Source organism: Sphingobacterium alkalisoli (genome assembly GCF_005049105.1).
Lineage (GTDB): Bacteria > Bacteroidota > Bacteroidia > Sphingobacteriales > Sphingobacteriaceae > Sphingobacterium > Sphingobacterium alkalisoli.
This window is the reverse complement of the sequence record NZ_SUKA01000007.1, coordinates 252,781-276,143: the sequence shown is the minus strand read 5'-3', so window position 1 is coordinate 276,143 and position 23,363 is coordinate 252,781. Positions and strand designations below refer to the sequence as shown.

The 23,363-nt window shown below is 43.7% G+C and carries 20 protein-coding genes; 13 read left to right on the top strand and 7 right to left on the bottom strand.

Going from position 1 to position 23,363, the window contains the following annotated elements; translation table 11 throughout:
- From FAZ19_RS20175 to FAZ19_RS20155, 5 genes are all read left to right on the top strand, one after another.
- On the top strand, positions 1-2,403 hold a 2,403-nt coding region (locus FAZ19_RS20175), incomplete at its 5' end, for an RHS repeat domain-containing protein (protein ID WP_136822572.1).
- Positions 2,400-2,888 (top strand): hypothetical protein, encoded by a 489-nt coding sequence (locus tag FAZ19_RS20170; protein ID WP_136822571.1) that lies wholly within the window; start codon positions 2,400-2,402, stop codon positions 2,886-2,888. The genes FAZ19_RS20175 and FAZ19_RS20170, both read left to right, overlap by 4 nt.
- A gap of 18 nt (positions 2,889-2,906) precedes the next feature.
- The gene (locus FAZ19_RS20165) at positions 2,907-3,737 is read left to right on the top strand and encodes an RHS repeat-associated core domain-containing protein (RefSeq protein ID WP_136822570.1); all 831 of its coding nucleotides are present in this window, start codon (positions 2,907-2,909) and stop codon (positions 3,735-3,737) included.
- 5 nt (positions 3,738-3,742) lie between these two features.
- Positions 3,743-4,393 carry a hypothetical protein gene (locus FAZ19_RS20160; protein ID WP_136822569.1) on the top strand — a complete coding sequence of 217 codons (651 nt, stop codon included), beginning with the start codon at positions 3,743-3,745 and terminating at the stop codon, positions 4,391-4,393.
- A gap of 136 nt (positions 4,394-4,529) precedes the next feature.
- Positions 4,530-5,399, top strand: a complete 870-nt coding sequence (locus tag FAZ19_RS20155; protein WP_136822568.1) for a HEPN domain-containing protein — start codon at positions 4,530-4,532, stop codon at positions 5,397-5,399.
- 3 nt (positions 5,400-5,402) lie between these two features.
- Here FAZ19_RS20155 and FAZ19_RS20150 read toward each other — a convergent pair whose 3' ends face one another.
- Positions 5,403-5,630 (bottom strand): helix-turn-helix transcriptional regulator, encoded by a 228-nt coding sequence (locus FAZ19_RS20150; protein WP_136822567.1) that lies wholly within the window; start codon positions 5,628-5,630, stop codon positions 5,403-5,405.
- 525 nt (positions 5,631-6,155) lie between these two features.
- Between FAZ19_RS20150 and FAZ19_RS20145 the strand changes: the two genes are divergently transcribed.
- The 3 genes from FAZ19_RS20145 to FAZ19_RS20135 are packed head-to-tail and all read left to right on the top strand — an operon-like array spanning position 6,156 to position 12,512.
- Positions 6,156-7,922 (top strand): TlpA family protein disulfide reductase, encoded by a 1,767-nt coding sequence (locus FAZ19_RS20145; protein WP_136822566.1) that lies wholly within the window; start codon positions 6,156-6,158, stop codon positions 7,920-7,922.
- Positions 7,876-11,124 (top strand): SusC/RagA family TonB-linked outer membrane protein, encoded by a 3,249-nt coding sequence (locus FAZ19_RS20140; protein WP_136822565.1) that lies wholly within the window; start codon positions 7,876-7,878, stop codon positions 11,122-11,124. The genes FAZ19_RS20145 and FAZ19_RS20140 overlap by 47 nt, the downstream gene beginning before the upstream one ends.
- Positions 11,125-11,141: 17 nt before the next feature.
- The gene (locus FAZ19_RS20135) at positions 11,142-12,512 is read left to right on the top strand and encodes a RagB/SusD family nutrient uptake outer membrane protein (RefSeq protein WP_136822564.1); all 1,371 of its coding nucleotides are present in this window, start codon (positions 11,142-11,144) and stop codon (positions 12,510-12,512) included.
- Between the two features lie 67 nt (positions 12,513-12,579).
- On the opposite strand, the gene FAZ19_RS20130 is transcribed toward FAZ19_RS20135, so the two are convergent.
- From FAZ19_RS20130 to FAZ19_RS20115, 4 genes are all read right to left on the bottom strand, one after another.
- The gene (locus FAZ19_RS20130) at positions 12,580-12,921 is read right to left on the bottom strand and encodes a hypothetical protein (protein WP_136822563.1); all 342 of its coding nucleotides are present in this window, start codon (positions 12,919-12,921) and stop codon (positions 12,580-12,582) included.
- Between the two features lie 141 nt (positions 12,922-13,062).
- Positions 13,063-13,533, bottom strand: coding sequence for a MauE/DoxX family redox-associated membrane protein (locus tag FAZ19_RS24535; protein ID WP_169305722.1), 471 nt, complete (start codon positions 13,531-13,533; stop codon positions 13,063-13,065).
- Positions 13,534-13,856: 323 nt separating this feature from the next.
- Positions 13,857-14,954, bottom strand: a complete 1,098-nt coding sequence (locus FAZ19_RS20120) for a hypothetical protein (protein ID WP_136822561.1) — start codon at positions 14,952-14,954, stop codon at positions 13,857-13,859.
- Entirely contained in the window at positions 14,951-15,934 is a 984-nt protein-coding gene (locus tag FAZ19_RS20115; RefSeq protein WP_136822560.1) for a hypothetical protein, read from the bottom strand. Before FAZ19_RS20115 ends, FAZ19_RS20120 begins: the two co-directional genes overlap by 4 nt.
- Positions 15,935-16,231: 297 nt before the next feature.
- On the opposite strand from FAZ19_RS20115, the gene FAZ19_RS20110 reads away from it, so the two are divergent.
- The 3 genes from FAZ19_RS20110 to FAZ19_RS20100 all read left to right on the top strand — a co-directional run bounded on the left by FAZ19_RS20110 (position 16,232) and on the right by FAZ19_RS20100 (position 19,165).
- On the top strand, positions 16,232-17,392 hold the full coding sequence (locus tag FAZ19_RS20110) for a LytTR family transcriptional regulator DNA-binding domain-containing protein (RefSeq protein WP_169305721.1): 1,161 nt from the start codon (positions 16,232-16,234) through the stop codon (positions 17,390-17,392).
- A gap of 188 nt (positions 17,393-17,580) precedes the next feature.
- Positions 17,581-18,150: a Crp/Fnr family transcriptional regulator gene (locus tag FAZ19_RS20105; RefSeq protein ID WP_136822558.1), complete on the top strand. Its 570-nt coding sequence runs from the start codon at positions 17,581-17,583 to the stop codon at positions 18,148-18,150.
- Between the two features lie 79 nt (positions 18,151-18,229).
- Complete coding sequence (locus FAZ19_RS20100; protein WP_136822557.1) at positions 18,230-19,165, top strand: NAD-dependent epimerase/dehydratase family protein; 936 nt, start codon at positions 18,230-18,232, stop codon at positions 19,163-19,165.
- Positions 19,166-19,196: 31 nt separating this feature from the next.
- Here the strand turns inward: FAZ19_RS20100 and FAZ19_RS20095 are convergent, their stop codons facing one another.
- Together FAZ19_RS20095 and FAZ19_RS20090 are read right to left on the bottom strand one after the other, a co-directional pair.
- Complete coding sequence (locus FAZ19_RS20095) at positions 19,197-21,119, bottom strand: sodium/solute symporter (RefSeq protein WP_136822556.1); 1,923 nt, start codon at positions 21,117-21,119, stop codon at positions 19,197-19,199.
- Positions 21,116-21,412 (bottom strand): DUF485 domain-containing protein, encoded by a 297-nt coding sequence (locus FAZ19_RS20090; protein ID WP_136822555.1) that lies wholly within the window; start codon positions 21,410-21,412, stop codon positions 21,116-21,118. Before FAZ19_RS20090 ends, FAZ19_RS20095 begins: the two co-directional genes overlap by 4 nt.
- A gap of 226 nt (positions 21,413-21,638) precedes the next feature.
- On the opposite strand from FAZ19_RS20090, the gene FAZ19_RS20085 reads away from it, so the two are divergent.
- Both FAZ19_RS20085 and FAZ19_RS20080 read left to right on the top strand, forming a co-directional pair.
- The gene (locus FAZ19_RS20085) at positions 21,639-22,193 is read left to right on the top strand and encodes an RNA polymerase sigma-70 factor (RefSeq protein ID WP_136822554.1); all 555 of its coding nucleotides are present in this window, start codon (positions 21,639-21,641) and stop codon (positions 22,191-22,193) included.
- 174 nt (positions 22,194-22,367) lie between these two features.
- Positions 22,368-23,315 (top strand): FecR family protein, encoded by a 948-nt coding sequence (locus FAZ19_RS20080; RefSeq protein WP_136822553.1) that lies wholly within the window; start codon positions 22,368-22,370, stop codon positions 23,313-23,315.
- Positions 23,316-23,363: the final 48 nt, after the last annotated feature.

Genomic DNA, 23,363 nt, shown 5'->3' with positions numbered 1-23,363 from the left:
CTGATCGAAAAGAAAATTCCGGGCAAGGGCTGGGAGTATATCGTCTACAATGGCAACGATCAAACGGTGCTTACACAGGATGCGGTGCAGCGTGCAGTCGGGAAATGGTCCTATATGAAGTACGATGCCTTTGGCAGGATGACATCGACCGGTATCTATACCAATACTGCGCTGACCAGCCAGTTGCTGGCACAGAATGCGGTAAACAGCCATCCTTTGGTCAATGGTGTCAGACCATTATGGGAAGACCGTATCCAGGTCGCCAATTACACCAACAAGGCGTTTCCAACCGCTGGTACCATTGAGTACACGGTCAACTATTATGATGACTATACGTTCAATGGAGCCACGAATGCGGCACTGTTACCTTCGGGAATCACGAGGAGCCAGAGAACAAATGCCCTTCTGACCGGTGCGAGGGTCAGTAAGGATGACGGTACAGCTCCGCTGCTAACGGTAAATTATTACGATGACCGTGCCAGGTTGATCCAGGCCGTATCACAGAACCACCTTGGCGGCACTGACCGGGTTACCAATACGTACAGTTTCGTGGGAGAACTGCTGACCAGTAGACACGAACATAAGGCCAGTCCTACAGGAGCGGCCACTACCGTCCTGACTACCAATGCGTATGACCATGTGGGCAGGTTGCTTACGAGCAGACATAAGATTAACAGTCAGACAGAGGTTGTCCTTGCCAAGAATGAATACAATGAAATAGGCCAGCTGAAGAGCAGGAGTCTGCACAGCGAGAACAACGGCAGTACATTCCTGAGCTCAGTAGCCTATAGCTATAACGAAAGGGGGTGGACCACAAAAGCCGTTGCTCCACAGTTCAGCTATCAGCTGAACTATGATGCGGGTACCAATCCACAGTACAACGGTAACATCTCACAGCAGCTATGGGGGCATGCGTCGACTACGACGAATACGTTTTCCTATACCTATGACAAGCTGAACAGACTTATCAACGGTACAAGTACCGGCGTGGTGATGAGCGAGGTATTGAGCTATGATGATATGGGCAATATCGAATCACTGCAACGTGATAATAAAACACCCATAGCTTACAGCTATCTGATAAGCGGACAGAAGAGTAACCGTCTCCAGTCGCTATCGGGCGGATTTACGGGAACATATACCTACGATGCCAATGGTAATGCGACAAAGGACCGTACGGGTATGACCTTTAGCTACAACTATCTGAACCTTCCTAAAACAGCGGTCAGGACCGGAGTCAATGTGTCGTATCTTTACGATGCACTTGGAAACAAACTCAGAAAGACTGCAACGGAAAACAGTATCGTCTCGATAAGCGAATATATTGGGTCGATAGAATACAGTAAGGTCGGTTCGGGAACACTGGCAATAGACCGCATAGCCACATCGGAAGGATATCTTACACCGAGTGGTAGCAGCTACATCTACCACTACAACCTCAAAGATCACCTTGGCAATGTACGTTCGGTACTGAAAAAAGTTGCGAGCGCTAGCGTACCGGAGATAGTGCAGCAGAGCGATTACTATCCGTTCGGAAAAAGGCATGGCAACGCTGCTTACGTTCACAATGATAATCGCTATCTTTATAACGGGAAGGAGCTGCAGGATGAGCTGAGGGGCGGTGTGCATTCCTTCGGAAGTTCTTATGTGCAGGAAGGCCATTACGATTACGGGGCAAGGTTCTACGATGCGGAGATAGGAAGGTGGAATGTGCCGGATCCAATATCAGATTTGCGGTCAAACATATCGCCATATGCATATTGTGTTAACAATCCGTTATTGTATATAGATCCATTTGGGCTTGACTCCGCAAATGCAATGATTTATCTAAAGGAGGTGTTGGTAAAAGGAACTAAATCAGCTGCCGTTTTATCACCTCTATTTCAGCCTATGGATAAAACGCTTAAAATATTTAATGATTGGACCTCTCAGAAGAAGGATAAGTATCCGGCAGAGAACTTTACCGATCTGGCATATAATGCAACCCGGCGAAACGCTCAGACATCTGTGGTTAAAGGGGATCTATTGAATCGGGTGAAGAAAGATCCGGCGTTCAAGGCTTGGCGGAAGCAGATAATTGCTCAATATAAGTTAAATCCTTTGATTAAATCACGTGTGCAACCGTTTAAACTTGGGGGTAACAAGTTTTTTTCACTAGAAGGTGATCTTGAATTGAAGCTTTCGATTCGGGGAGCTGTTATAAATGCCAATTTTGTTGAATCGAATGGCACAACTACAATAAATTATAGTATCGTCGATACTTTCGATATACGACAACAGGAGGGACGGGGGGGCGTATACAATGGAATTAATGGTATTTTGGAACCTGTATGGGTTGACTTTTTTCACGGAAATCAGGATATGAAGGTTGAAGTAAGATGGAACGAAACGATAACAAAATGATAGCACATTTTTTAAGAGTCTTTGGATTGCTTTTGCTGCTCGCATCATTATCAGGGTGCAGGCAAGATGGCAAGGGTAAAGTTGATAAATTTTATACCGAGAAAGGTGAATGGGATTCTGCCCGGATACCTTTTATTAAACCGTATGAGGCGGTGATATACGACAGAAAGTACAATTGGATAATGGGCTTACAGGCATTAGAAGGCGGAGACTCCTCGTTTAGCAATATTAAAAGCGCGACTGTTCAAGATGGGTTTATTTTGGCGCATACCGGCAGCACTCTGCTAATGGGTGTCGAAGTAAAAGAGTCTTGGTGGATTGTTTCCCCGTCTTTAAAAATTGAAAAAGGATTTACGGATCACCTTCAATACTTAGCCTACCTAAAAAAGCTCGGCTTCAAAAATGAACCGAAGCTGCATACAATGGACATCATTGCCAATTACTATGAAGATCATGACACAATGAACTGGAGTGCTCTAGATTGAAAAGAGTAACCTTACAAGTTGCCTCATTACGATTACGGGGCTCGGTTCTACGATGCGGAGATAGGGAGGTGGAACGTCGTAGATAAATTGGGAGAAGTATATCGAGAGGTGACATCATATGGTTATGCTTTAGGAAATCCGCTGAAATTTATAGATAAGGACGGTAACTTTATTGTTGACCAATATGGAAGGATCATCGCTGCCCCGATAATACTGGAGAACGGACATCCAAAAACTGTGGAACTAAATGGTGCACGTTATATGGCATTTAATATAAAGACAAATAAAGGAACTGCTGTTGAAGCTTGGAGAATGGTGTCGCAAGGTGTACCTGAACGGGAGGCTGCTGAAGGCTTTAAATTTGATATGGCATCCAATTGCTACGGGTTTGTTTTGACGGATGGTCAGTTTTATTTACCGATCTATGAGGGAAAAACAGAAAATGAGGGTGATGCGTTATTGGTGAAAATATTTGAAGAAGAGGGTGTTATGGTTAACTATAGCGGTAATGGAGATGTCTATACCGCTAAAAATAATTTTTTGGCAGACGGTTTTGTTATGACAGCGAGAGGAAGTAAGAATAGAGCTATGCATATTTTTAAGAAGAACATTTCCTTATTTGAAGGAGATCATGGATACTATGAAAAATATACGGGTTGGAACTTTGATAGAGCTGCAACTAGGACTGGAGTAGGGAATGAACAATTCAGTTTTTGGCCGTTTCAGGATAAAAGACCACAAAAACATTACACAGGGATTTCCATAGATATGAGCTTTTTAAAGGGAATTGAAGATCAGGAAGAATTTCATAGGAGATTAAAAAAGATAGTAGAAGAAATGTTAGATTGATTTATATGAGAAATTATTTTTTGTTATGTTTATTCATTTCAATGAACTTGGTCTCTTACGGGAAAGGGATAGATGTTAAAGTGGAAAAAATTCCCTGTAAAGAGGAGTATGATGGTTTTTATCTGAAAATTACCATACAAAAAGGCAACAACATATGGGTTAGGAATACGAACAACTATCATATGGAAGCTTTGTATGACAGCAAACTCACCTATAATGATAGGTTAGAGGTTGTCGAAGCTCTTTTGCCGTGTTTGAACGATTATACGCTCAGCTGTAAAAAGGTCGATCGGTATTATGTGAATTCGTTTCAGATCGAATACCAAGGTATGCCAATTCCTAAAAGCAAAAGGTACAACATTGCTGTCGATGCCATGTTTGCCATAAACAGATTATTTTATCATGCTTATTTACACAAAGTTTCTACCTATCCGGTTTTATTTGACTCATCTTCAATGCAAGAAGTTAACGAAAATCCAAAATCCTTACAAAAAATGGCAAACATTTACAGAGAATGGCTCGCTGAACGTAGTTTAACTAAAGCTACAAATACATTAGATCTCATTTTAGACGATTTAAAGTATTTCAATAAGGGTGTCGTTAAATGGTGGGACATGATGATTGTGTCAATGGGGATTCGAGACAGTATCATCTAATCCGTTCAGCTATATTGCCACAGAGAAGCATAATGAAGAGTTGAGAAGTGAATTTACGGGAATTGAATCTAGGTTTTCTAATTTTGAAGTCTGCTAGCGTATTGTCCCAAAGCTCAAAATTTACTATCTTTAATCTATGAATCCATTATCCCACTTACCCGTACACAAACAAGAAGAACTAGCAGAAATTGTCAAGGTTATCTGTGAGATAGCAGATCCGGCTAAGATTATCTTGTTTGGTAGTCACACAACAGACAAGTGGGTGGAGGATGTGTATGAGGAGAAGGGGTCGACCTATTCTTACATCAGTGATTATGATATATTAGTAGCTCTACCAGATGGCGATAAAGAAAAAGAGCATGATGTTGCCAGTAAAATAGAAAACAGAACACTAAAATATAAGAACGACGTAAGTCCAATCGTACATAGCATTGATTATGTGAACAAAGGGCTTGAAATGGGGCAGTACTTCTTCAGGGATATCGTCAAGGAGGGAATTGTCCTTTTTGATACTGGAGAACATATCTTTTCGGAACCCAAACCACTAACTAACGAACAAGAAAAGGAAATAGCTATTCGAAACTTCGATAAATGGATTAAAAGTGGCTCGCGCTTTTTGAAGATCACAAAAAACTCTGTAATGGTAGCTGAAAAAGATGGAGATCCTTTAAATGAAATAATCTTTACACTGAATCAATCAGCTGAAAAGTTCTATGGCGGATTATTGCTTGTATACACCGGTTATAAGCCCAAGACCCACAAGTTAAAGGTCTATCGAAAATATTCGAAACACATCGACGAAAATCTGAATCAGGTATTTAAATATCCTATTGATGATAGAGAAGAGTATAGGTTGTTTGATATTCTCAATAAAGCCTATTTGGACGCTCGTTACCAAGATGATTATTATATCGCCCCTGAGGACTTAAAAAAACTAATCGGTAAACTTGAAATTCTTGAATCAGTTATACTTGAGCTGTGTCAACAGAAGATTAACTCATTCTAAATGTTAATCAAACACGAATAATTTTTCGAAGCCTACCTCGAGAGCCTCGGCTATTTGATAAATAACATATACAGATGGGGTAACACGACCATTTTCTATTCTACCGACAGCTTGGTAATCCTTGAAACCAATCAAAGCAGCAAGTTCTGGTTGAGTCATTGGCTTATTCTGTCTCAATTCTTGAATGCGTGCTCCCAGCAACTTCCTAAAACGTAATTCTTTATCATCCATTTATACTAAGCACGGCATAATGTGAAAAAATAATCCAAACATATTTGTTTGGTTGTTAGGTTTTATTTATATTTGTTTATTCATTCAGCGGTTCGGCGTGAGAAACCTAAAACCAGCATGAATGAGAAGTATAGACTTAAAAAAGTACATCAAATATTCAGAAAGGACCTCCCTTAATTTTAGGTCATGGTCGCGTAGTTTCTCACGCTCAACCATTGAGCTAGGGAGGTGCCTTTTCTGTACTGTGTATATTCCGCATCGTCCGTTTATGGATGATGCCTTTTCTCTTATTATTTGCCCACCGGAATAATTCGGTGAAGTTTCGACCAATATTTGGTCTCCACCGAGGAGTGCGTTGATGATGAAGAATAGAAACCTAGAATTATGACTGAAATTCCGCATTCTCATTTTTTTCTTACAATTTTTTAACGGTAAAAGACTTCGAAATTAAGTACTAAAATTTGCTAGAAGCTCCAGCTATCTACAAATCTACAGTTTTAGGTCTTTCCAAAAACCACTAAAAGAATGCGAAAATTCCGTAACTGGGAGAGGTATGTCCTGTTCCTAAAGAAAAAAGACAACTCACTAGAAAGTGAAATACCCTTAAACATTGCCCAAAACGAAATCAATACAGATAAAGCTTGGCCAAAACCATTCGCTTTTATTCGGACTTTGTTCGGCACGTTTACACCATCGGTCTGTACCAGAGCCGTAACAGCTTCGGGGAAGGGTAACCCTTTCTTCGACAATCCTTCGACTGCGCTTCGGGTCGGCTTCGACTCGTTGCCGAAGAACAGTCGAAGCGCAGTCGAACAGCAGTCGAAGACCAGTCGAACAGCTCTCGAAGAAGAGTCGAAGCGGTCTCGAAGAACTCTCGAACAAGACCCGAAGGAATGTCGAACAAGTCTCGAACAACAACGGAAATCCGAAACTCCGAGATTTCCTCGAACATCGCTCCTCTTGTCCAACAAAGTTGTACATTCTTGTCCTAAGCAAGTGCTCCCTACTCGCCAAGTATGTGTTAAGTACACGCTAAGTACTGATATAGTACTAAACGAACATAGTACAAAAGCCCCGATTTCGGCAGTGAGATGGCCTTATGCTATGTCAATATTGTACAATATAGCCCGCATTTTCAAAGCAATAGCACATAAAAACGGTACTTCAACGATACAGAACCCGTACTATGCGAATACAGCAGATCGGGACAACACCCTACCATGTACCTACCAAGTTCTGCCTGCCTCCGATCGCCACGGCTTCAGTACGGCTTCGCGCCGGCTTCGTGCTCCGATGGCGATCGGAGCGCGATCAGACAATGATCGGAGCGCCAAGCCGGAAAAGCAGAACAAAGGTAGAAGAAAGGGAGAACTAAGGCAGAATACAGTCAGAACAACGAGCGAAAAAAATGCGCTTAACCTATTGTCGCTATACCAAAAAGCTACTGTTAGTATACGGGTTACTTACCAAAAGTATAGCCTAGACTTACTAAAGACTTACCACAGACTTACTAAAAAGCTACCAACCCGATACCGGGAAGTCGGTAACAAGCTAGTGGCTCTGTACCGGAATGCCACGGCCGACCTACATGCATTTGGTAGCTTAACGGTAGCTTCAGCAAGGAGGGTCCGGCTCTCGCCAAGCAAGCGATCAGCAGTCTTCAGTACATTCCTATTGTGTTTAGTTGTGTTGTTTAGTGATGCCCAGGCGCAGTCCGCTGGAGAGCGGGCTGTGGAGGGGCTTACTGAGATCAGCATTCCCGGGGGCGGTATGGTCATCGGCGATAGTCTGCCGGAAGCCTTCTGGAACCAGGAACTCCAGGTGATCAATCATCCGCAAGGTCTTACCAAAATCAAGCTTGCCGACTATAGAGACAAGTTGCTTGTATTGGATTTTCTGAATACGGCTTGCGTGCCCTGTATTGCCTCGGTGGATAAATGGCATCAGCTTCAGGAGAGGTATCGTCAGGAAGTAGCTGTATTACCGGTCCACCTTTACGGAGATAACCAACGGATAGGCCCCTTTGCCGAGAAAAAGGGATGGACACTGCCCATAGCAGTAGGTAACACCGCGGATACGATAATCAACCGGCTATTCTATTCCTATAAAAGCTTCGGCCAGGTGTGGATCCACGACGGCCGTTTACTGGCTATCCCGCACCATAAGGATGTGACGCCGGAACTTATTGGAAAGGCGCTCCGCAGGATACCGCTAGGCATTACAATGAATGATTTTTTGACCTATTTTGATAAACGCTATACAGGAGGAGCTGCTGATGGGAAGAGTAGATAATATTTTAGTGACAGTCGTCATCTATATGCTGCTAAGTGTAACGAACGCTACTGCACAACTGCAGGGGACGGTCTATTCCTCGGAAAGCCGGGAGCCCCTGAATGAAGCTACCGTACAATTGCTGGGCGGCGGTAGGTCAACGATGACCGATAGGGAAGGGAAATTCAGCTTCGAAACGGCTACAGCACCAGATACACTGCTGGTACGCTACATCGGATACCTATCGAAAAAGACCGCTGTCGGTAGTGTCATGCGTGATATCTCAGTTTATTTAGAAAAAGAATCCAATGTCATTGAAGAGGTCGCAATAAATACCGGCTTCTATAGCATTCCGCGCGAACGGGCGACGGGATCTTTCACGCAGGTCGACAACGGGCTGCTTAACCGGTCTGTAGGCGGTAACATCCTGCAACGTCTGGAAGGCGTTGCTTCGGGCGTACAGTTTGTCAATGCCGGAGGTACCGGGGCATCGGACATCCGTGTACGCGGACTGGCAACAATACAGTCCGATGCATCGCCCCTGATCGTCGTGGACAATTTCCCATATGAAGGCGACATCAGCAGTATCAATCCCAACGATATCGAAAACATAACCATATTGAAAGACGCGGCGGCGGCGAGCATATGGGGGGCAAGAGCGGGCAACGGCGTCATCGTCATTACGACGAAACAGGGACGATATAATCAAAAGGGACAATTGTCGCTGAATAGCAATGTAACAATCGGACAGAAGCCAGATCTGATGTACAGTCGCAATAGATTGCCTTCGGAAGTAGTGATGCAGATCGAAAGGGAAAAATATGAACATGGGGGATATTACCTGTCAAATGTGCAACAGGTGCCATTCCCAGAATATGTCGAAATGCTTATCGCGCTGGAAAATGGAACCCTCAGTCAGGAGGATTTTGCCCGGCGGGAGGCAATTATGAAAACGACCGAGGTACGTGAGGAAGCCATGGCCCACCTTTATCAGCCTTCTGTGTACCAGCAGTATGCGCTGAATGCAAGGGGAGGTGGAGAACGTTTTACCTACTTCGTCTCAGGGGGCTACGACCGGAACCGCGCAGATGTGATCGGTAACCGGAATGAACGGATCAACCTGAATATCCAGAATACATTTAAGCCGGCTAAAGAGTTAGAATTTAGCACTGCCCTCTGGTACAGCCAGCAGAAAGCGGTCAACAACGGCATCGGTCTGAACGATCTAAAAGGGCATGCAACACATGTCGGTCTGTCGCCTTATACGCGACTGGCGGACAATAATGGTGATCCGCGGGCAATTATAAAGGACTACCGGCAGACTTATATAGATGAGGCAGAAGCACAGGGGCTACTGGACTGGCAGTACAGACCATTGGCGGAGCGGGATCTAATTGACAGACAAAGTAACGCGGAGGAGCTCCGCGCAAATGTAGGTGTCCGATATAACTTTTTAGATCACTTTAACCTCAATGCGACCTACCAATATATCAAGGGCAATAGCAACAGTACGGTGGAGTACGATAAGGATAGCTACTACGTTCGTAATATGGTAAACCGCTTTACGCAAGCTGATGGCTCGAGGATTATACCCCATGGGGGCATCTTTCAGCAAGCAAGTCCATCAGCCTCACGTAGTCATTCAGGCCGTATGCAGGTAAACTATGAGCAGAGGTTTGGTTCAGATCATCAGATCTATGCGCTTGCCGGTGGGGAGGTACGTGAATTTGTAGAACGTAGTATGCCCGGCAGCACGTTGTACAACTACGATCCTGAATTGATGACAGGTGTTACAAATTTTAATTACACGCAGAACTATACTGTCCGCCCCACCTCGCGCGCCCGCATAAATGCGCCCTCGAATTCCAATCTGCGATTTATCGATCGTTATCTGTCCTATTTTGGTAATGTAAGTCATACATATAGGGAAAAGTATATGCTCTCGGGATCCATGCGCTGGGATGGATCCAATCTATTCGGTGTTAAGACCAATCAGAAAGGTACACCCTTGTGGTCTGTGGGCGGCAGTTGGGAGATATCAAAAGAAGACTGGTTCAGAACGGAAGTTATCGACTATTTACGTTTTCGAGGTACCTATGGTAGCGCTGGAAATGTAAATAAGACCGTAAGTGCTTATCCTACAATTTATCACTGGGGCGCGCATTGGATTTCGCAGCTTCCATATAGTACGCTTACTTCTGTTGGTAATCCTTCACTGAGATGGGAGCTCATAAATACGGCCAACTTAGGGATGGATTTTAGAAGTAAGAACAACAGGTTGTCGGGAAGTGTAGACTATTATCTAAAAAATGCCCATGATCTGATCGGTCAAGATCTGCTGCCACCCAGCACCGGAATTTTTACTGGCGGAACCGCAGTTAATTCTAATCTGGTAAACTATGCAGACCTAAAAACAAGAGGATTGGATGTACAGCTGAACAGCCGGAATCTCTCCGGAATATTTACATGGAATAGTACGGTATTGATCAATTATGTTGGTAATGAAGTTAAGGATTACGCAACCCAGGATGTGTTGTCGATAGGGTACTATGCACAAAATCCGGCTCCACCCCATCGCGGAGTATCCCGTGATATTATGTATGCTATGCCATGGACTGGACTTGATCCGTCGACAGGGAATCTTCAAGTTCTGATCGATGGAGAGGTCTCACAAGATTACCAAACTTATTATACGTCGTTCAACGTCGAAAATTTGATTAGGGCCGGCGTAACGGTACCGCCTTTGTATGGTTCTCTAAGAAATGAATTCTCATGGAAAGGCATCTCTATTTCTGCTCTGCTGACATTTAAGTCTAATTTTGTATTCCGGCGGAAATCAATAGACCCTTCATCAATAACAGATGCTCATCAGAACTATCATCTCGATTACCTCGACAGGTGGTTAATGCCGGGAGACGAAAACTTAACGAATGTGCCGGCACGAATGAGTACATATGATTCTTATAGGGCGCAATCGTATTCCTTCTCCGAAATATTGGTCACCCGAGGTGATTTCATTCGGTTACAGGACCTTAACGTGTCCTACACATTTTCCGAATCTGCACTAAAAAAAGCTGGATTTAACAATTTAAGATTGTTTGCATATGCGAGGAACATAGGTGTTCTGTGGAAGGCCAATCGACATGGGATCGACCCGGACTACGTAGATGCTGATTATGTGCCACCTTTGCAGATGGCAATGGGCGTGCAGATTGGATTCTAAATTTTACAAGATCAGAAATGAAAACTAAAATACTTACATATTATATTGCCGCCGCATGCGTATTCGCTGGGTGTGGTAAAGATTTTTTGGACATCAAAAGGGTGTCAAACCAGACGGTTCCTGTTTTGATTAGTGATTATCAAGCGATATTGGATAATTATGACGTATTCAACCAGGTCAATGCATTAGAATTAGCATTGATCGGATCGGATGAGTATACCATTTCGGATGTACGATACAATGCACTAAGCCAAGCTTATCAGAAGAACGCGTACATGTGGTCTGCGGGAGATATATTTGAAGGTGGAGAGAGCAATGATTGGAATTGGGGGTATCAACAGATTCTCCATGCAAACCTTGCATTGGATGTCGAGAAGATATCGCCGAGGCCATCCGATCAAGATGACTGGAATACGGTGAAGGGAACAGCGCTTTTTTATAGATCACTTGCCTTCTTTCAGCTGGCTGAGTTATTCTGCAGGAAGTATGATCCCAATAGTGCAAATAGGGATATGGGTATTCCCTTGCGCCTGGATTATGATATCCAAGTCCGTATAGGAAGGGGGACCGTAAAGGAACTGTATGAACAGATACTTGCAGATCTGAAACAGTCGGCCGAATTATTGCCGGAAAGATCCGTACATAAATTTAGACCCGGTAAAAATACGGTATATGCTTTATTGGCACGGGTGTATTTGCAAATGGGAGATTATGAACGATCGGCTCACTATGCAGAGGAAAGTTTAAAAATTTATGATGAATTACTTGACTATAACTCGTTGGATGAAACGGCTGCTTTCACTTTTCCGGAAAATTACGGTGAAGATAATCCGGAAGTTATTTTCTTTCAGAGAGCTAATGCCACAATCATAAATTCAGCAAGGCTTAATGTCGCCAGGCATATACTGGATTCCTACGAGGCGACAGATTTAAGAGCTAAGCTGTATTTTACATATCATGCTGATAATCGGGTTTCGTTTAAAGGATCTTATAGTGGGCCATCTGGATATTTTGTAGGAATAGCCGTCGACGAACTTTATCTAATTGCCGCAGAATCAAGAGCGCGTTTGAATAATCTAGTAGAAGCTTCCGCGTGGTTAAATAAATTACTGGCAAAAAGGCACAATGATTCATTTGAGCCTTTACAGATAGCCGGGCAGAAAGAATTTGTTGACAGGATTCTTTTAGAAAGGCAGAAACAGCTTTTCATGCGTGGCCTTCGGTGGTATGATATGAGACGGCTCACTACTGATGCGGAGGGGCCCCAAATCTATTTTCGTATTGTTGATGGGAAGCGGTACGAACTGATCCCGACGAGTGCGCGGTGGATTTGGCCATTGCCCCAGAGTGAAATAGAATTGGGAGACGTGCCGCAGAACGAAGAATAAATAATTAGGTCTGTCCTAGCAGACAGACCTAACTGTTTTGGCCCTGTTTAAAAATTAACTTCAATGACTAGTTTTCTTGCGAAAAACGGCTCGATCCTACTGTAACTTCAGCAAGGTTTTTTGCTTCCGATACAGTTGAGGGCATATCCGTCTCTTCGGGATTGAAATCGAGCTGAATAGCACAGATTTCGCCCGATGTCTCGTCACATGGATTTGTTGGCGTTCCTCCCGGGTAAAGACCAACAATATGCTGGTTCTTTTCCGGATCAGGATCGGTTCCGGACTCAGTCACTTGATACCATTGCGGCGCTAATTTATGCGCTGCATTGGTCCAAGAGATCGCAAAGAATCCGGCAACTGCCAACGCAACCAAGGCGCCCTTGTCGAAGTTTTTAAATGTTTTTACCATAATATAAAAATTTAAAAAAATTAGCGTGTTCTGATTTCATCAGGTCCATCACACGACCTGCTCCATGGCATTCCGAAGGCTTATGCCAGAGGGAGAATCCGTCTATGCAGGTAAAGCCCGATACCTGCTCACCCAGTATTGTTAGATTAAGGCGTCATCCTCCTTTCTGCGGGTTCTGCGTGAGACGTCATCGCGCAGCCTGCTGCTGTGGGCCAATACCAATGTTATTATTCCGACTGCTATAAAGAGCAGGTTGAATGCTATGTGTTCCAAATGTCCCATATTACTCAGGATTCCGCCGCAGGCACAGGGGATCTTGCCAAAAGCGCTGCCGACTGCTAGGACAAGGTAGAGCGTAAATGCGCTGAGCAACAGTACCGACAGCTGTATGCCACGCTCTACGGTCTTACGGTTGATCAATAGGTAGACAATTCCTAGTTCCAAAAGCGGGATCAGCGCGAAGAGGATATCCGCCATCCAGCCTGGAAAGGGTTGCAGGTGCATTTCACGTTGGCTCTGATCCCAGTTCCATAACTTAATGGTAGCTGCATAACCCCAAAGCAGGATAAAGCTATACTGGGCTAGTGTTAGTATGTTTTTTCGTGTCTTCATATGCTTTGCCGTTTCTGTTTTTTTATGTACTTATCAATGCTTATCTCGCTTCCTGCGAGATGCATAATTCAAAAGTATAGCAAAAAGGAAAGCAGATAGGGGGACAGAATTTAGGGTTCCGGTTCGGTTCCTGAGCAATGAGCGGGGGTACTGTGCCGAAGGGGGGAGATTTTGGCTATTTTTGGAGGTAGCAGAATGCGCGTCGTTTTCTTGTGTTTTGATGGCGTAAGCCTAGTTTTTGGAGTGAATTTTTACCTCGAGAAGGGGGGAGCTAGGGGGAGTCCCCTACTTTTTTAAAATAATTTGGAACTTTATGGAAAGAGCTACTTAAAATCGTCTTCCAGAAATAAGGTCATTTCCTTTAGTTTTCGAATTACAAAAGGAGCGTGGGGTCCCAGCTTATCCCGATCGTACCGGTTCAGGCTTTGAAATGTAAGCGCAGTACCACTCTCTGTACGTATGTTAGCAGCTACGGCTTTAGCCGAATCTTCTTTTCTCGTCGTTGGAAAGAGGTCTGCAGCACAAAATGCATGGAAAAAGAGCTTAGACTGATGTCCGTTTAGCCTTAAGGGAATAAACGGATAGAGACGCTGCAGTTCATTTCCATCTGCACGCTTTGCCCGCTTTTTTTGCATCTGTAGATAATCCCACATGTGGTCCAATAGTGGCTTGTGTTCAGGATGGTAGGCCAGATGGTTCGTGGTGCCATACTGCTTTAGCTCCGATTCTAAGCTGATTAGGGCGTCGTGTACCGTACCCTGTAGGTTGGCAGCGTCAAATTGTTCGTTCTGCTTACTTTCCCAACGGTTGTAGAAACCCATATAATTAAAATTTAGATTGACAAGGAGCTTTGTAAAGCGATCGGTCCAGGGTTTGGATCGCTTGTCGTCGGCCATAGCTTCCAGTGCGCCGATAAGCTTGGGTAAGTAGGTGCGGTGGTCATAACGGAGTTCAGGCATCTTACCGGGGTGAAAAAGGCTTTTCATTGCATAATCCAATTCATCGAGATAAATATGGGGGATGGACTTTTTATGTAGCTTATTAATAAGAGCCGGGAGCCGCCTAGCGACTTCATCCTGTAGGATCTGCTGTTGATAAAGAGGCAGCGTGTTGCAGGGCTTGATATAGTGCCCATAGCGATGTTCGAACTTGCACAATAGATCTTGCAAGGAATCAAATATGTGCAAGAGGTGGGTTTTTCCCCATAACTTATCGATGATCTGGATTAAAAAAACATAGCATTGGTTAGCATCCTGCGCAGCCATATCTAGGCTGGTACGTTGCCTGTAGACAGCAGACATGTCCGACAGTACTTGTTTGCACACCCTGTCTACCGAGTCTGCTGTTACGGACAGATGCGTTGCTTCGACTGATACATATTGGTCTACGGCTTCTTGCAATATGGATAAGGTCGACATCATGGGTGGCGGGTATGGATATCATCGTGGTACCAAGGCCAACCGAGCAAGCCGGTATGCAGGTGGATATCTATTTTACTACCGACCACTGCCTTTTTGTATATAGCGGGGTGTACCCGCATTAAAATGTTACGTTCAGACCCTTTGTGCGGATAGGACAGACACAGGTGATACTCTTCTTTATAGGGCTCATATATGGAAACGACTGTTGCCGTATAGATGACATTTGTTTTTATGGGATCGTATTGGCAGTTGATGGTGGTGAGTGCGATTTCAAAATAGCGGATAAAAAATACACTGGTCACGGTAATCAGCGAGAAGTGCCATTGCCTTGTCGTGCTACGGGGGGGCACGCGTCGGATCTTGAGTACAATCCATCCGGCTGCAAAAAGTAGGCTCAGCACAAGCGACAGCACGAATAGCCAGTTGTCATTGAATAGATCGTATCGCTGCTGGTTGCTGATGCGAATGCTCGATACAAATAGGCAAACCAATAGATACACGAAAGTTGGAAGGCCACTATTGGGCTTGGGGTGCCAGCGGATCAGATAGAAAAGCAATAATAATACGGCGGATAGCGCAAGCTGATAGTCAATACTTACTCGGTATAGTATGCTGTATAATGTACCGATTGTCGAAAACAGGATGAGAAATAGGTTACTTAGCGCAGCCCTGCTATTTAATAGTGCATCGATCTGTGGTACGCGTCGGTAGCGGTCTATAAATGATGGACGCAAAATCGGATAGTCGATCACAATGGTAATAAGGATATAAATGATAAAAGCAAGTACAGCGATCAGAACAAGATTACCGATTCTTAAAAGCACAAAAGCGAATATCCTTGACCATTCCATTGATAACGGCAAGTGTTCAACATGTTCCATAAAAAGAAGCAGAAGGCGATATAGAATACCCCACAATAAAATGGTTATAAGATATAATAGCACACGGATAAACCAAAAATAATAGCTTGACTTCTTCATAATATTTATGATTAGATACCGTAAATTTACGTTTAAACGGCTGTAAATCTGTTGTATACGGAGCTAATTTTTCCCTCCTAATATGATCGAAGTGCCTAAATGTGGGGGCGAGTCTATTTTTTGTGGGGGTGAATTGAAAAAATATGGGGTCGAATAGGGAGTAATGATTAGTCTAACGGTCGCTAATCGGTTGTCATATACTTACATATGTTTTTTTTCAAAATACTTTTCGTAAATTGCTTTTACGTAAGAATAGGATGCGGTCTACTTGTATCCGTATACTGTGATAAGGAAATTATGAATAAAGAAAAGCATACTGGCCAAAAGCGGGTGGGAACCACGTTTGCTGACTATGGAGAATTCCATATACCGGCATGGCTGCGTGGGATCATTTTTGCCGTAACGATAAGTGTGTATGGTTATCGGGGTAGCTTTTTTGAGGCTTTAGGCGAAGAGGAGTTCCTCTTTGTGACAGGTCTATATTTTCTAGTTGCTATTGCGCTAATGCTGGGTATGGACTGGAAAACGGCGTCACTGGATCGACGTCAGCCCTGGAACCGGGGCTGGGTATCGCGTTTGTTTTACCAGGCTGCGTCATGTGTAGCGGTTCCTTTATTCATTATGGTCGAACTACATAAGGTAATGTCCAAACTGCTGCCCCCTGCCATACAGCAATCCTCGTTTCTGCATACAGATGTATACCTTATTTTGTTGTTTCTGATCTTAATCAATGCATGGTACGCAATAGCTTTTCTATTGCATCGAAATAAACGATTGGCACGTGTAAATATCGCGTTAAGCGGTAAGTTACGGCTTGTCACCAATGCAACGCAAGAAATGCAGCGATTGCATGCAGAATGTTTGCGTGCACTGGAATCTGAACGTACGTTATTAAGGACAAGCGGAGAAGAGGCGCGTACAGAAATGCAACTTGTGGAAGAAGAAAGAGACCACTATAAAACAGAACTGTTAGAAAGCAGGCAGCTACTGCGTATAGCAGATGTGAAAATTGACGAGCTGCAAGAGGTCTACAAAGCGATTAAGGAAGACTTGAAAGAAAGGTCTGTCGCCGAACAAAAGCTGCGGGTTCATCATCTCCATGTTGTAAACACCGAGGATAGGGTAATGGGATATAAAGATGAGGATGTGGCCTACTTCCGCGCCAAAGAGGACAATATATACATAGGCCTGCTCTCAGGATCGGAGTTTTGGTATCAAAGCGGAAGTCTTGACAGCTTAGAAGGAACACTCGGATGCGATGACTATATGCGCGTGAACCGAAATTACCTGATACCACTTCATGCGGTCGAAGGTGCGACACAGGCGTCGAATAAGGAAATCACGATCAGCTTGAAGGATAATCTAGGAACGAAGATCATTGCTTATAAACATGGTGGGAAATCGAAACTGGTGACAGCCTGGCTACTGCATAAGGTTAAGCTCCATAAAGTGGGTTAAGAGGTAAAGTTTGTGAAATGGATACGCATACAAAAATAAGAAATGTAAAGCTGATAAAAAGCTCGGGACCGGTCTACCGCGCGTTTGTGGAGGAGATCCGAGACAAGAAATATTTTAGAAAATAACAACTCATCATAATACTGCAACGGTTAATCTTTTTTCTATGCAAATTTCCCTATTTTTAACACATGGATCCATTCTTAAAAGCGATCAGCGAGTACACGGAGATGACAGCATCGGAAGCGACGGAGTTTCGGTCTTACTTTACTGAGACAACATACAAACGTGGCCAGGTATTATTACAATCGGGAGATGTGGCTCACGAAGCCTTTTTTGTTTGTGAGGGAGCGCTACGGCAGTATTTCGTCAATGAGGATGGTCTGGAGAGAACCTGTAACTTTACCTTTGAGAATGCGTTTTTGACAGATCTCGAAAGTTTCTCCCGGCAGGCACGTTCGGGGTCTACTATTGTAGCTTTAGAGCCTACGACTTGTTTGGTCATACGGTGCGTGGAACTGGTAAAAGCAATTGAGGCGTCGCCTGCCATAGCAACATTTTTTAGGGCAGTGCTTGAACAAATTGCTACAGAGAATATCAAACGGATCCAGTCTATGCTGTCGCTTTCTCCCGAAAGGCAGTTTGAGGATCTCCTATCGACTAAGCCAGGTATCTTACAGCGTGTATCGCAGCGATATATCGCGCAGTATTTGGGCATAGCCCCAGAAAGTCTGAGCCGCATCCGAAAACGTATCGCATAAAATTTTCAACTCTTAACCCAGATCAAGTGTTTTGAGGTTACCGAGTGGTAAATTTGTTGCATAAAATAATAGAATAACGATGCAAACAATATTGGGCGCTGGAGGTGATATCAGCACATTACTCGCAAAGGAACTAACGCATTATACAGACAAAATACGGTTGGTGGCACGCAAACCGCAGAAGGTGAATAACAGCGACGAACTCGTGGCTGCAGATTTATTGGATGCGACGGAAGTTGCGCGTGCTGTGTCGGGATCCGAGGTAGTGTATCTTACGGTTGGTCTGAAATACGACAGTAGAGTCTGGGCGGCACAATGGCCACAGATTATGAAAAACGTAATCGATGCCTGTATAAGGTATCATGCAAAATTGGTTTTCTTTGATAATGTCTACAGCTATGCTAAAATAGATGTAAAGGATATGACGGAAAATTGCGCCATCAATCCGGCTACGCGAAAAGGAAGAGTACGCGCCCAAGTGGTCAATATGCTCGACGACGCACAGAAAAGCCGGGGGCTGATAGCTTTGATTGCACGTTGTGCTGATTTTTATGGTCCTGAATCGAAGAATGGTATCCTCAATACACTGGTGTTAAATAATGTGGCTAAGGGTAAAAAGGCCAACTGGTTGGCGGATGTCGATAAGGTGCATTCGTTTACCTATACGCCCGATGCGGCAAAAGCGACCGCTATATTAGGTAATACACCATCTGCATACGGTCAGGTTTGGCATCTCCCAACGTCGGCCGAGCGACTCAATGGAAGGGATTTGATCAAAATGGCAGGAGGTGTAAAAAATGGAAAAGCCGATTTTCTGCTATTACCTTCCTGGATGTTGGGCTTTGCCGGATTGTTTGATCGGACGATTAAGGAACTCATCGAGATGCAATATCAATACGAGCAGGATTATTTTTTTAACAGTGAAAAATTTTGTCACGCCTTTGGCTTTACCCCGACATCCTATAAAATTGGGATACAGCACGTGCTGGAGGGTAAAAACCTATCGCCTCAATAGCGATAGGTTTTGTTCGACGTTACGCCTGCTATTAACTTGTTACAAGAGTGGCGTCTTTTTGCCGTTTGGGATATAATATAGAAACCAGATAAACCGTAAGAACAGCAAGAGGAAACGAAATCAAAGCTGGATTTTCAAGTTGATGTATCGCATTTGCAGGATCTAATCCGTATCGACCCCACATAGTAGGAGAGGTTAGAATAATCGTTAAAGAGGCCACTATTCCGACGATGATCGAGGCTGCTATTCCGGTCTCCGAAGTTCTTTTCCAAAAAAGTAAGAACAAGATGGCCGGTAAATTTGCCGATGCGGCAATAGCAAACGCCCAACCAACCAAGAAAGAAACATTTATTCCTTTGAAAGCCATTCCCAAAAGAATAGCGAAAATGCCGACAGCGAAAGCTGCAATCTTTCCAGCTTTCACTTTTTTGTGATCGCTCAGATTTTTTTTGAGATAGACATCAATAAAGTCATGTGCTATTGCCCCAGAGGATGCTACAATCAAACCGGCTACGGTACCAAGTACGGTTGCGAAAGCGACAGCGGATATAATAGAAAATAACGCTGCACCGAATGCGCGTGCCAATAGTGGAGCAGCCATGTTACTCGATTCCACATCTAAAACACCATTTACGGCAGCCCCCAGTCCCATAAACAGCGTTAGAATGTAAAAACCACCTATAGCTGCAATAGCTAGGATAGTAGACTTACGTGCATCACGCGGTGTTTTCACGGTGTAGTAACGAATCAAGATGTGCGGCAGGGCAGCGGTACCTAAAAACAGCGCTAACATCAACGAAATGAAATCCAATTTACTCCACAGATTTGAGTCGCGACCGATTTTGTATTTGAGTCCGGGAAGCATAAATGTTTCGCCGGCAGTGACTTGCGGATAATAAAGCGATACTTGATCGGGCCCGTCTGTAAACTTCACCTGAAGGAACCGCACGATTTCACTTTCTTGTAGCGTAGATAGAAATTCGAACGGGCCGAGCGGTCCCGTTTTATCCACCTCTTCTCCATTAACCAGAATCTTGCTCATATGGCCGACTTGATAAAAACGGCGTTTCTCCCTCGCTTCTCCATTGTACAGTTGGTTTCCGTCAGCGGTTTGCGTCACGGTCAGGGTTTCTTTGAGTATCGGTTTATTGTTTGCCTGTGTGAAATCAAACCATCTGTCAACCCCATCTTGGGCTAGTTTTACAAATGTTTTTTTGCCAACGACCTGCTGGCCAATAATTTCCCAGCCTGCTACATCCGTCACCTTTCCATCTGCCACCTGAGGTGTTAATTCCATAAAGCTATGGTATTTTTCTCCCTTGGAATCGGGAGTTAGCGTCAATCCATTTTTTAAGATGTAAACAGTGAGCACAACAGAGAGAATAATCAGCAACCCGCCTTTCAAAAACTGGACGTAGGTTGTTGAGGCCATGCCTGCACTGGCAACGATGATAATAACGATAGTCCCGACAAGTATCACACCAGCCCAATGTGGCAAGCCTAGGAGTGGCATGACCAAATCTCCGGCGCCCACCATTTGGGGAATAAGATAGAATACGGATACGATCAATGTGCTGACCGATGCCGATAAAGTTATCGCCCTTGAATTAAATTTTGCGTTCAGTGCGTCGGTAAAGGTGAATTTTCCCAAGCGCTTGAAGGGCTCGGCAATAAGGAACAAGGCGACGATCCAACCTGCCAAAAAACCAATCGCATACAGAAAACCGTCAAAGCCGGATACGGCAATCATGCCACATATACCGAGAAAAGATGCTGCCGATAGATAGTCGCCTGCAAAGGCGATTCCATTTACGGCCCAATGTATATTTCCGCCTGCTGCGTAATAGGAAGAGGATGAGCTGGTCTTACGTCCAAAATAAAAAGAAAGGCCAATAACTAAGCCGACAAAAACAAAGAAAAAGAATAATGCCGTGTAAGAAATATCGTATATCATGCCGTTCCTCCCTTTTGAGTTTCTTCCGTCTGATCAGCTTCATCTTCGTATCTACTGCAGTAGTAGTTATATACTATTCCGAGCACGACGGCAAATAGAATTAATCCGATCCCGTATGCCAAGGCTAAATTAAGCCCGCCGAGTACCGGAATAGATAACAGCTCGTACTGGAATACGCCTATAGCGACAAAACCTGCATAAGATAAAAGATAAATAAAAAATAAACGTATACCCAAGGTAGACTTTCGTTTGGTGAGGCTTTCTTTTTCTTCGTGTGTGTTATTAATGTGCATAACAAAATTTTTGGAAAGGTTTACAAATTGGAATCGTCAGCATGTTAAACATATACGCTAGATCCTTTTGCAATAATAGCCAAAAATGGGATAAGTTTGCCTATAAAATCAAATTTTTCTATTATTCATCTGCTTCCGGAAAATTTAACCTTAAGATAATATGCTTTTTGGGTGATAAGCGTAATTACTGTTGTAGATTTGCGGCAATTATTAGAATACCATATCCATGACGCCAGTTCATTTGCTCAACAAAAAGTCCGTATTTGATCATGTGTACAAGGAACATTGGAAGGCACTGTTCCTTTTTGCCTATCGTATTGTCGGGGATAAAGAGACTGCAGAGGATATTGTGCAGGAAATTTTTGTGGATCTATGGATACGGATGCGGAAGCTCGAGATAGGTAGTTATCAGGCCTATCTTTTTCAGGCGGTACGTAATCAATGTGCTAGCCGATTGAGGAAGAAAAAAATGATGCCCATGGAGACCGCTTTACTCGAAGAGGCAATACAGATGGTGGATGAGACGGAAGAACAGCAAATTCCTCAAGAGCAGCTACTGGTTGAAGTACAAAAAAAGGCACAGGAGATATTACCCGAAAAATGCTTTGATGTATTTAAGCTGCGCTTTTACGAACACATGAGTGTACAGGATATCGCTAACCTAAGAAGGATATCGGTAAGCACGGTCGAAAACCACATCAACAAAGCACTCAAGCTGCTTAGAAGCGAAAATATATACGATCTCCATCTGTTGGCATTAATTACGTTTTACTGTTTTTGACACCGTGTTAACATTCTTATTATAAGCGTTCTACTTGTTTTTTTTCGCGATTCTTTCTCGTTTTCATATATTAAGTTAATATGAAGTAATTGTAACCTTTCTGGTTTCGCATAGGTGCTTTTCAAATTTGCTGTACTTACTAATAAACGAACAGTACATCATGCATTCAGATCAATGTCTATAAAATATAAAGAACTTTTCAAACGATACAGCCAGGGTAAAGCTTCTAAAAGGGAAGTCAAGATCGTAGATACCTACTTGGAGAAACTTCAGAACCGGAATAACACGGTCGATGAAGCTGCTGCGGAAACGGGTGACCGGATTTATACGCGTATCCAAGAGGCGTTAGCTCGACGAAGACGGAGGTACTATGAACTAGCAGCTGCCGTCATCTTGTTTGTTGCTGCGACAGCTGCGGTGTTTCAATATAGCATCAAACCGGTATCAGCTACACGTATTGTCATTTCAACTGATGCGGGTGAACGCAAGCGGGTGATATTGCCAGACTCGTCGCTTGTGATTTTAAACGCGGCAAGTCGCCTAACCTATACCGCGGATTTTGGAAGTGATGCGCGCGATGTCGAACTGGAGGGAGAGGCCTATTTTGAAGTATCCAGAGATGAAGAGCATCCTTTTGTAATTTCTTCGGACGATTTTACCACAGAAGTGTTGGGTACAACATTTATCATTAACAATTACGAAGGCACACTGCCAGCGGTGACCGTACTCTCCGGAAAGGTCAAGGTAACCGATAAAAAATCGTCTAGCACGAATGTCTTGACAAGGAGTCAACGTGTAGTGCTGGATAGAGAAAAATCTTCACCGGTTTTAGAACATGTAGATCGTCCTGAAGACTATATCGCTTGGATAGATGGGAAAGTGTTTTTTGACCGCACCCCGATAGGAGAAGTGATAGAAACGCTGGAAAGACGGTTTAAGGTGAACATGATAGTGAATTCTCCGTTGTATAGCTGCGACACTATTAGCGGTCGTTTTACTGGCGATAACATAACCGATATATTAAAAAGTATTCAATTTATTAACGATATGGATTACGCCATTGATACAATGGGTAATGTAACGATCTCCTTAAAACCTTGTCAAAAACAAACGCCTATGTAAAATAAAAACTGCTCACGAAAAGAAAAACCCGAACATGGCGGCCACCAA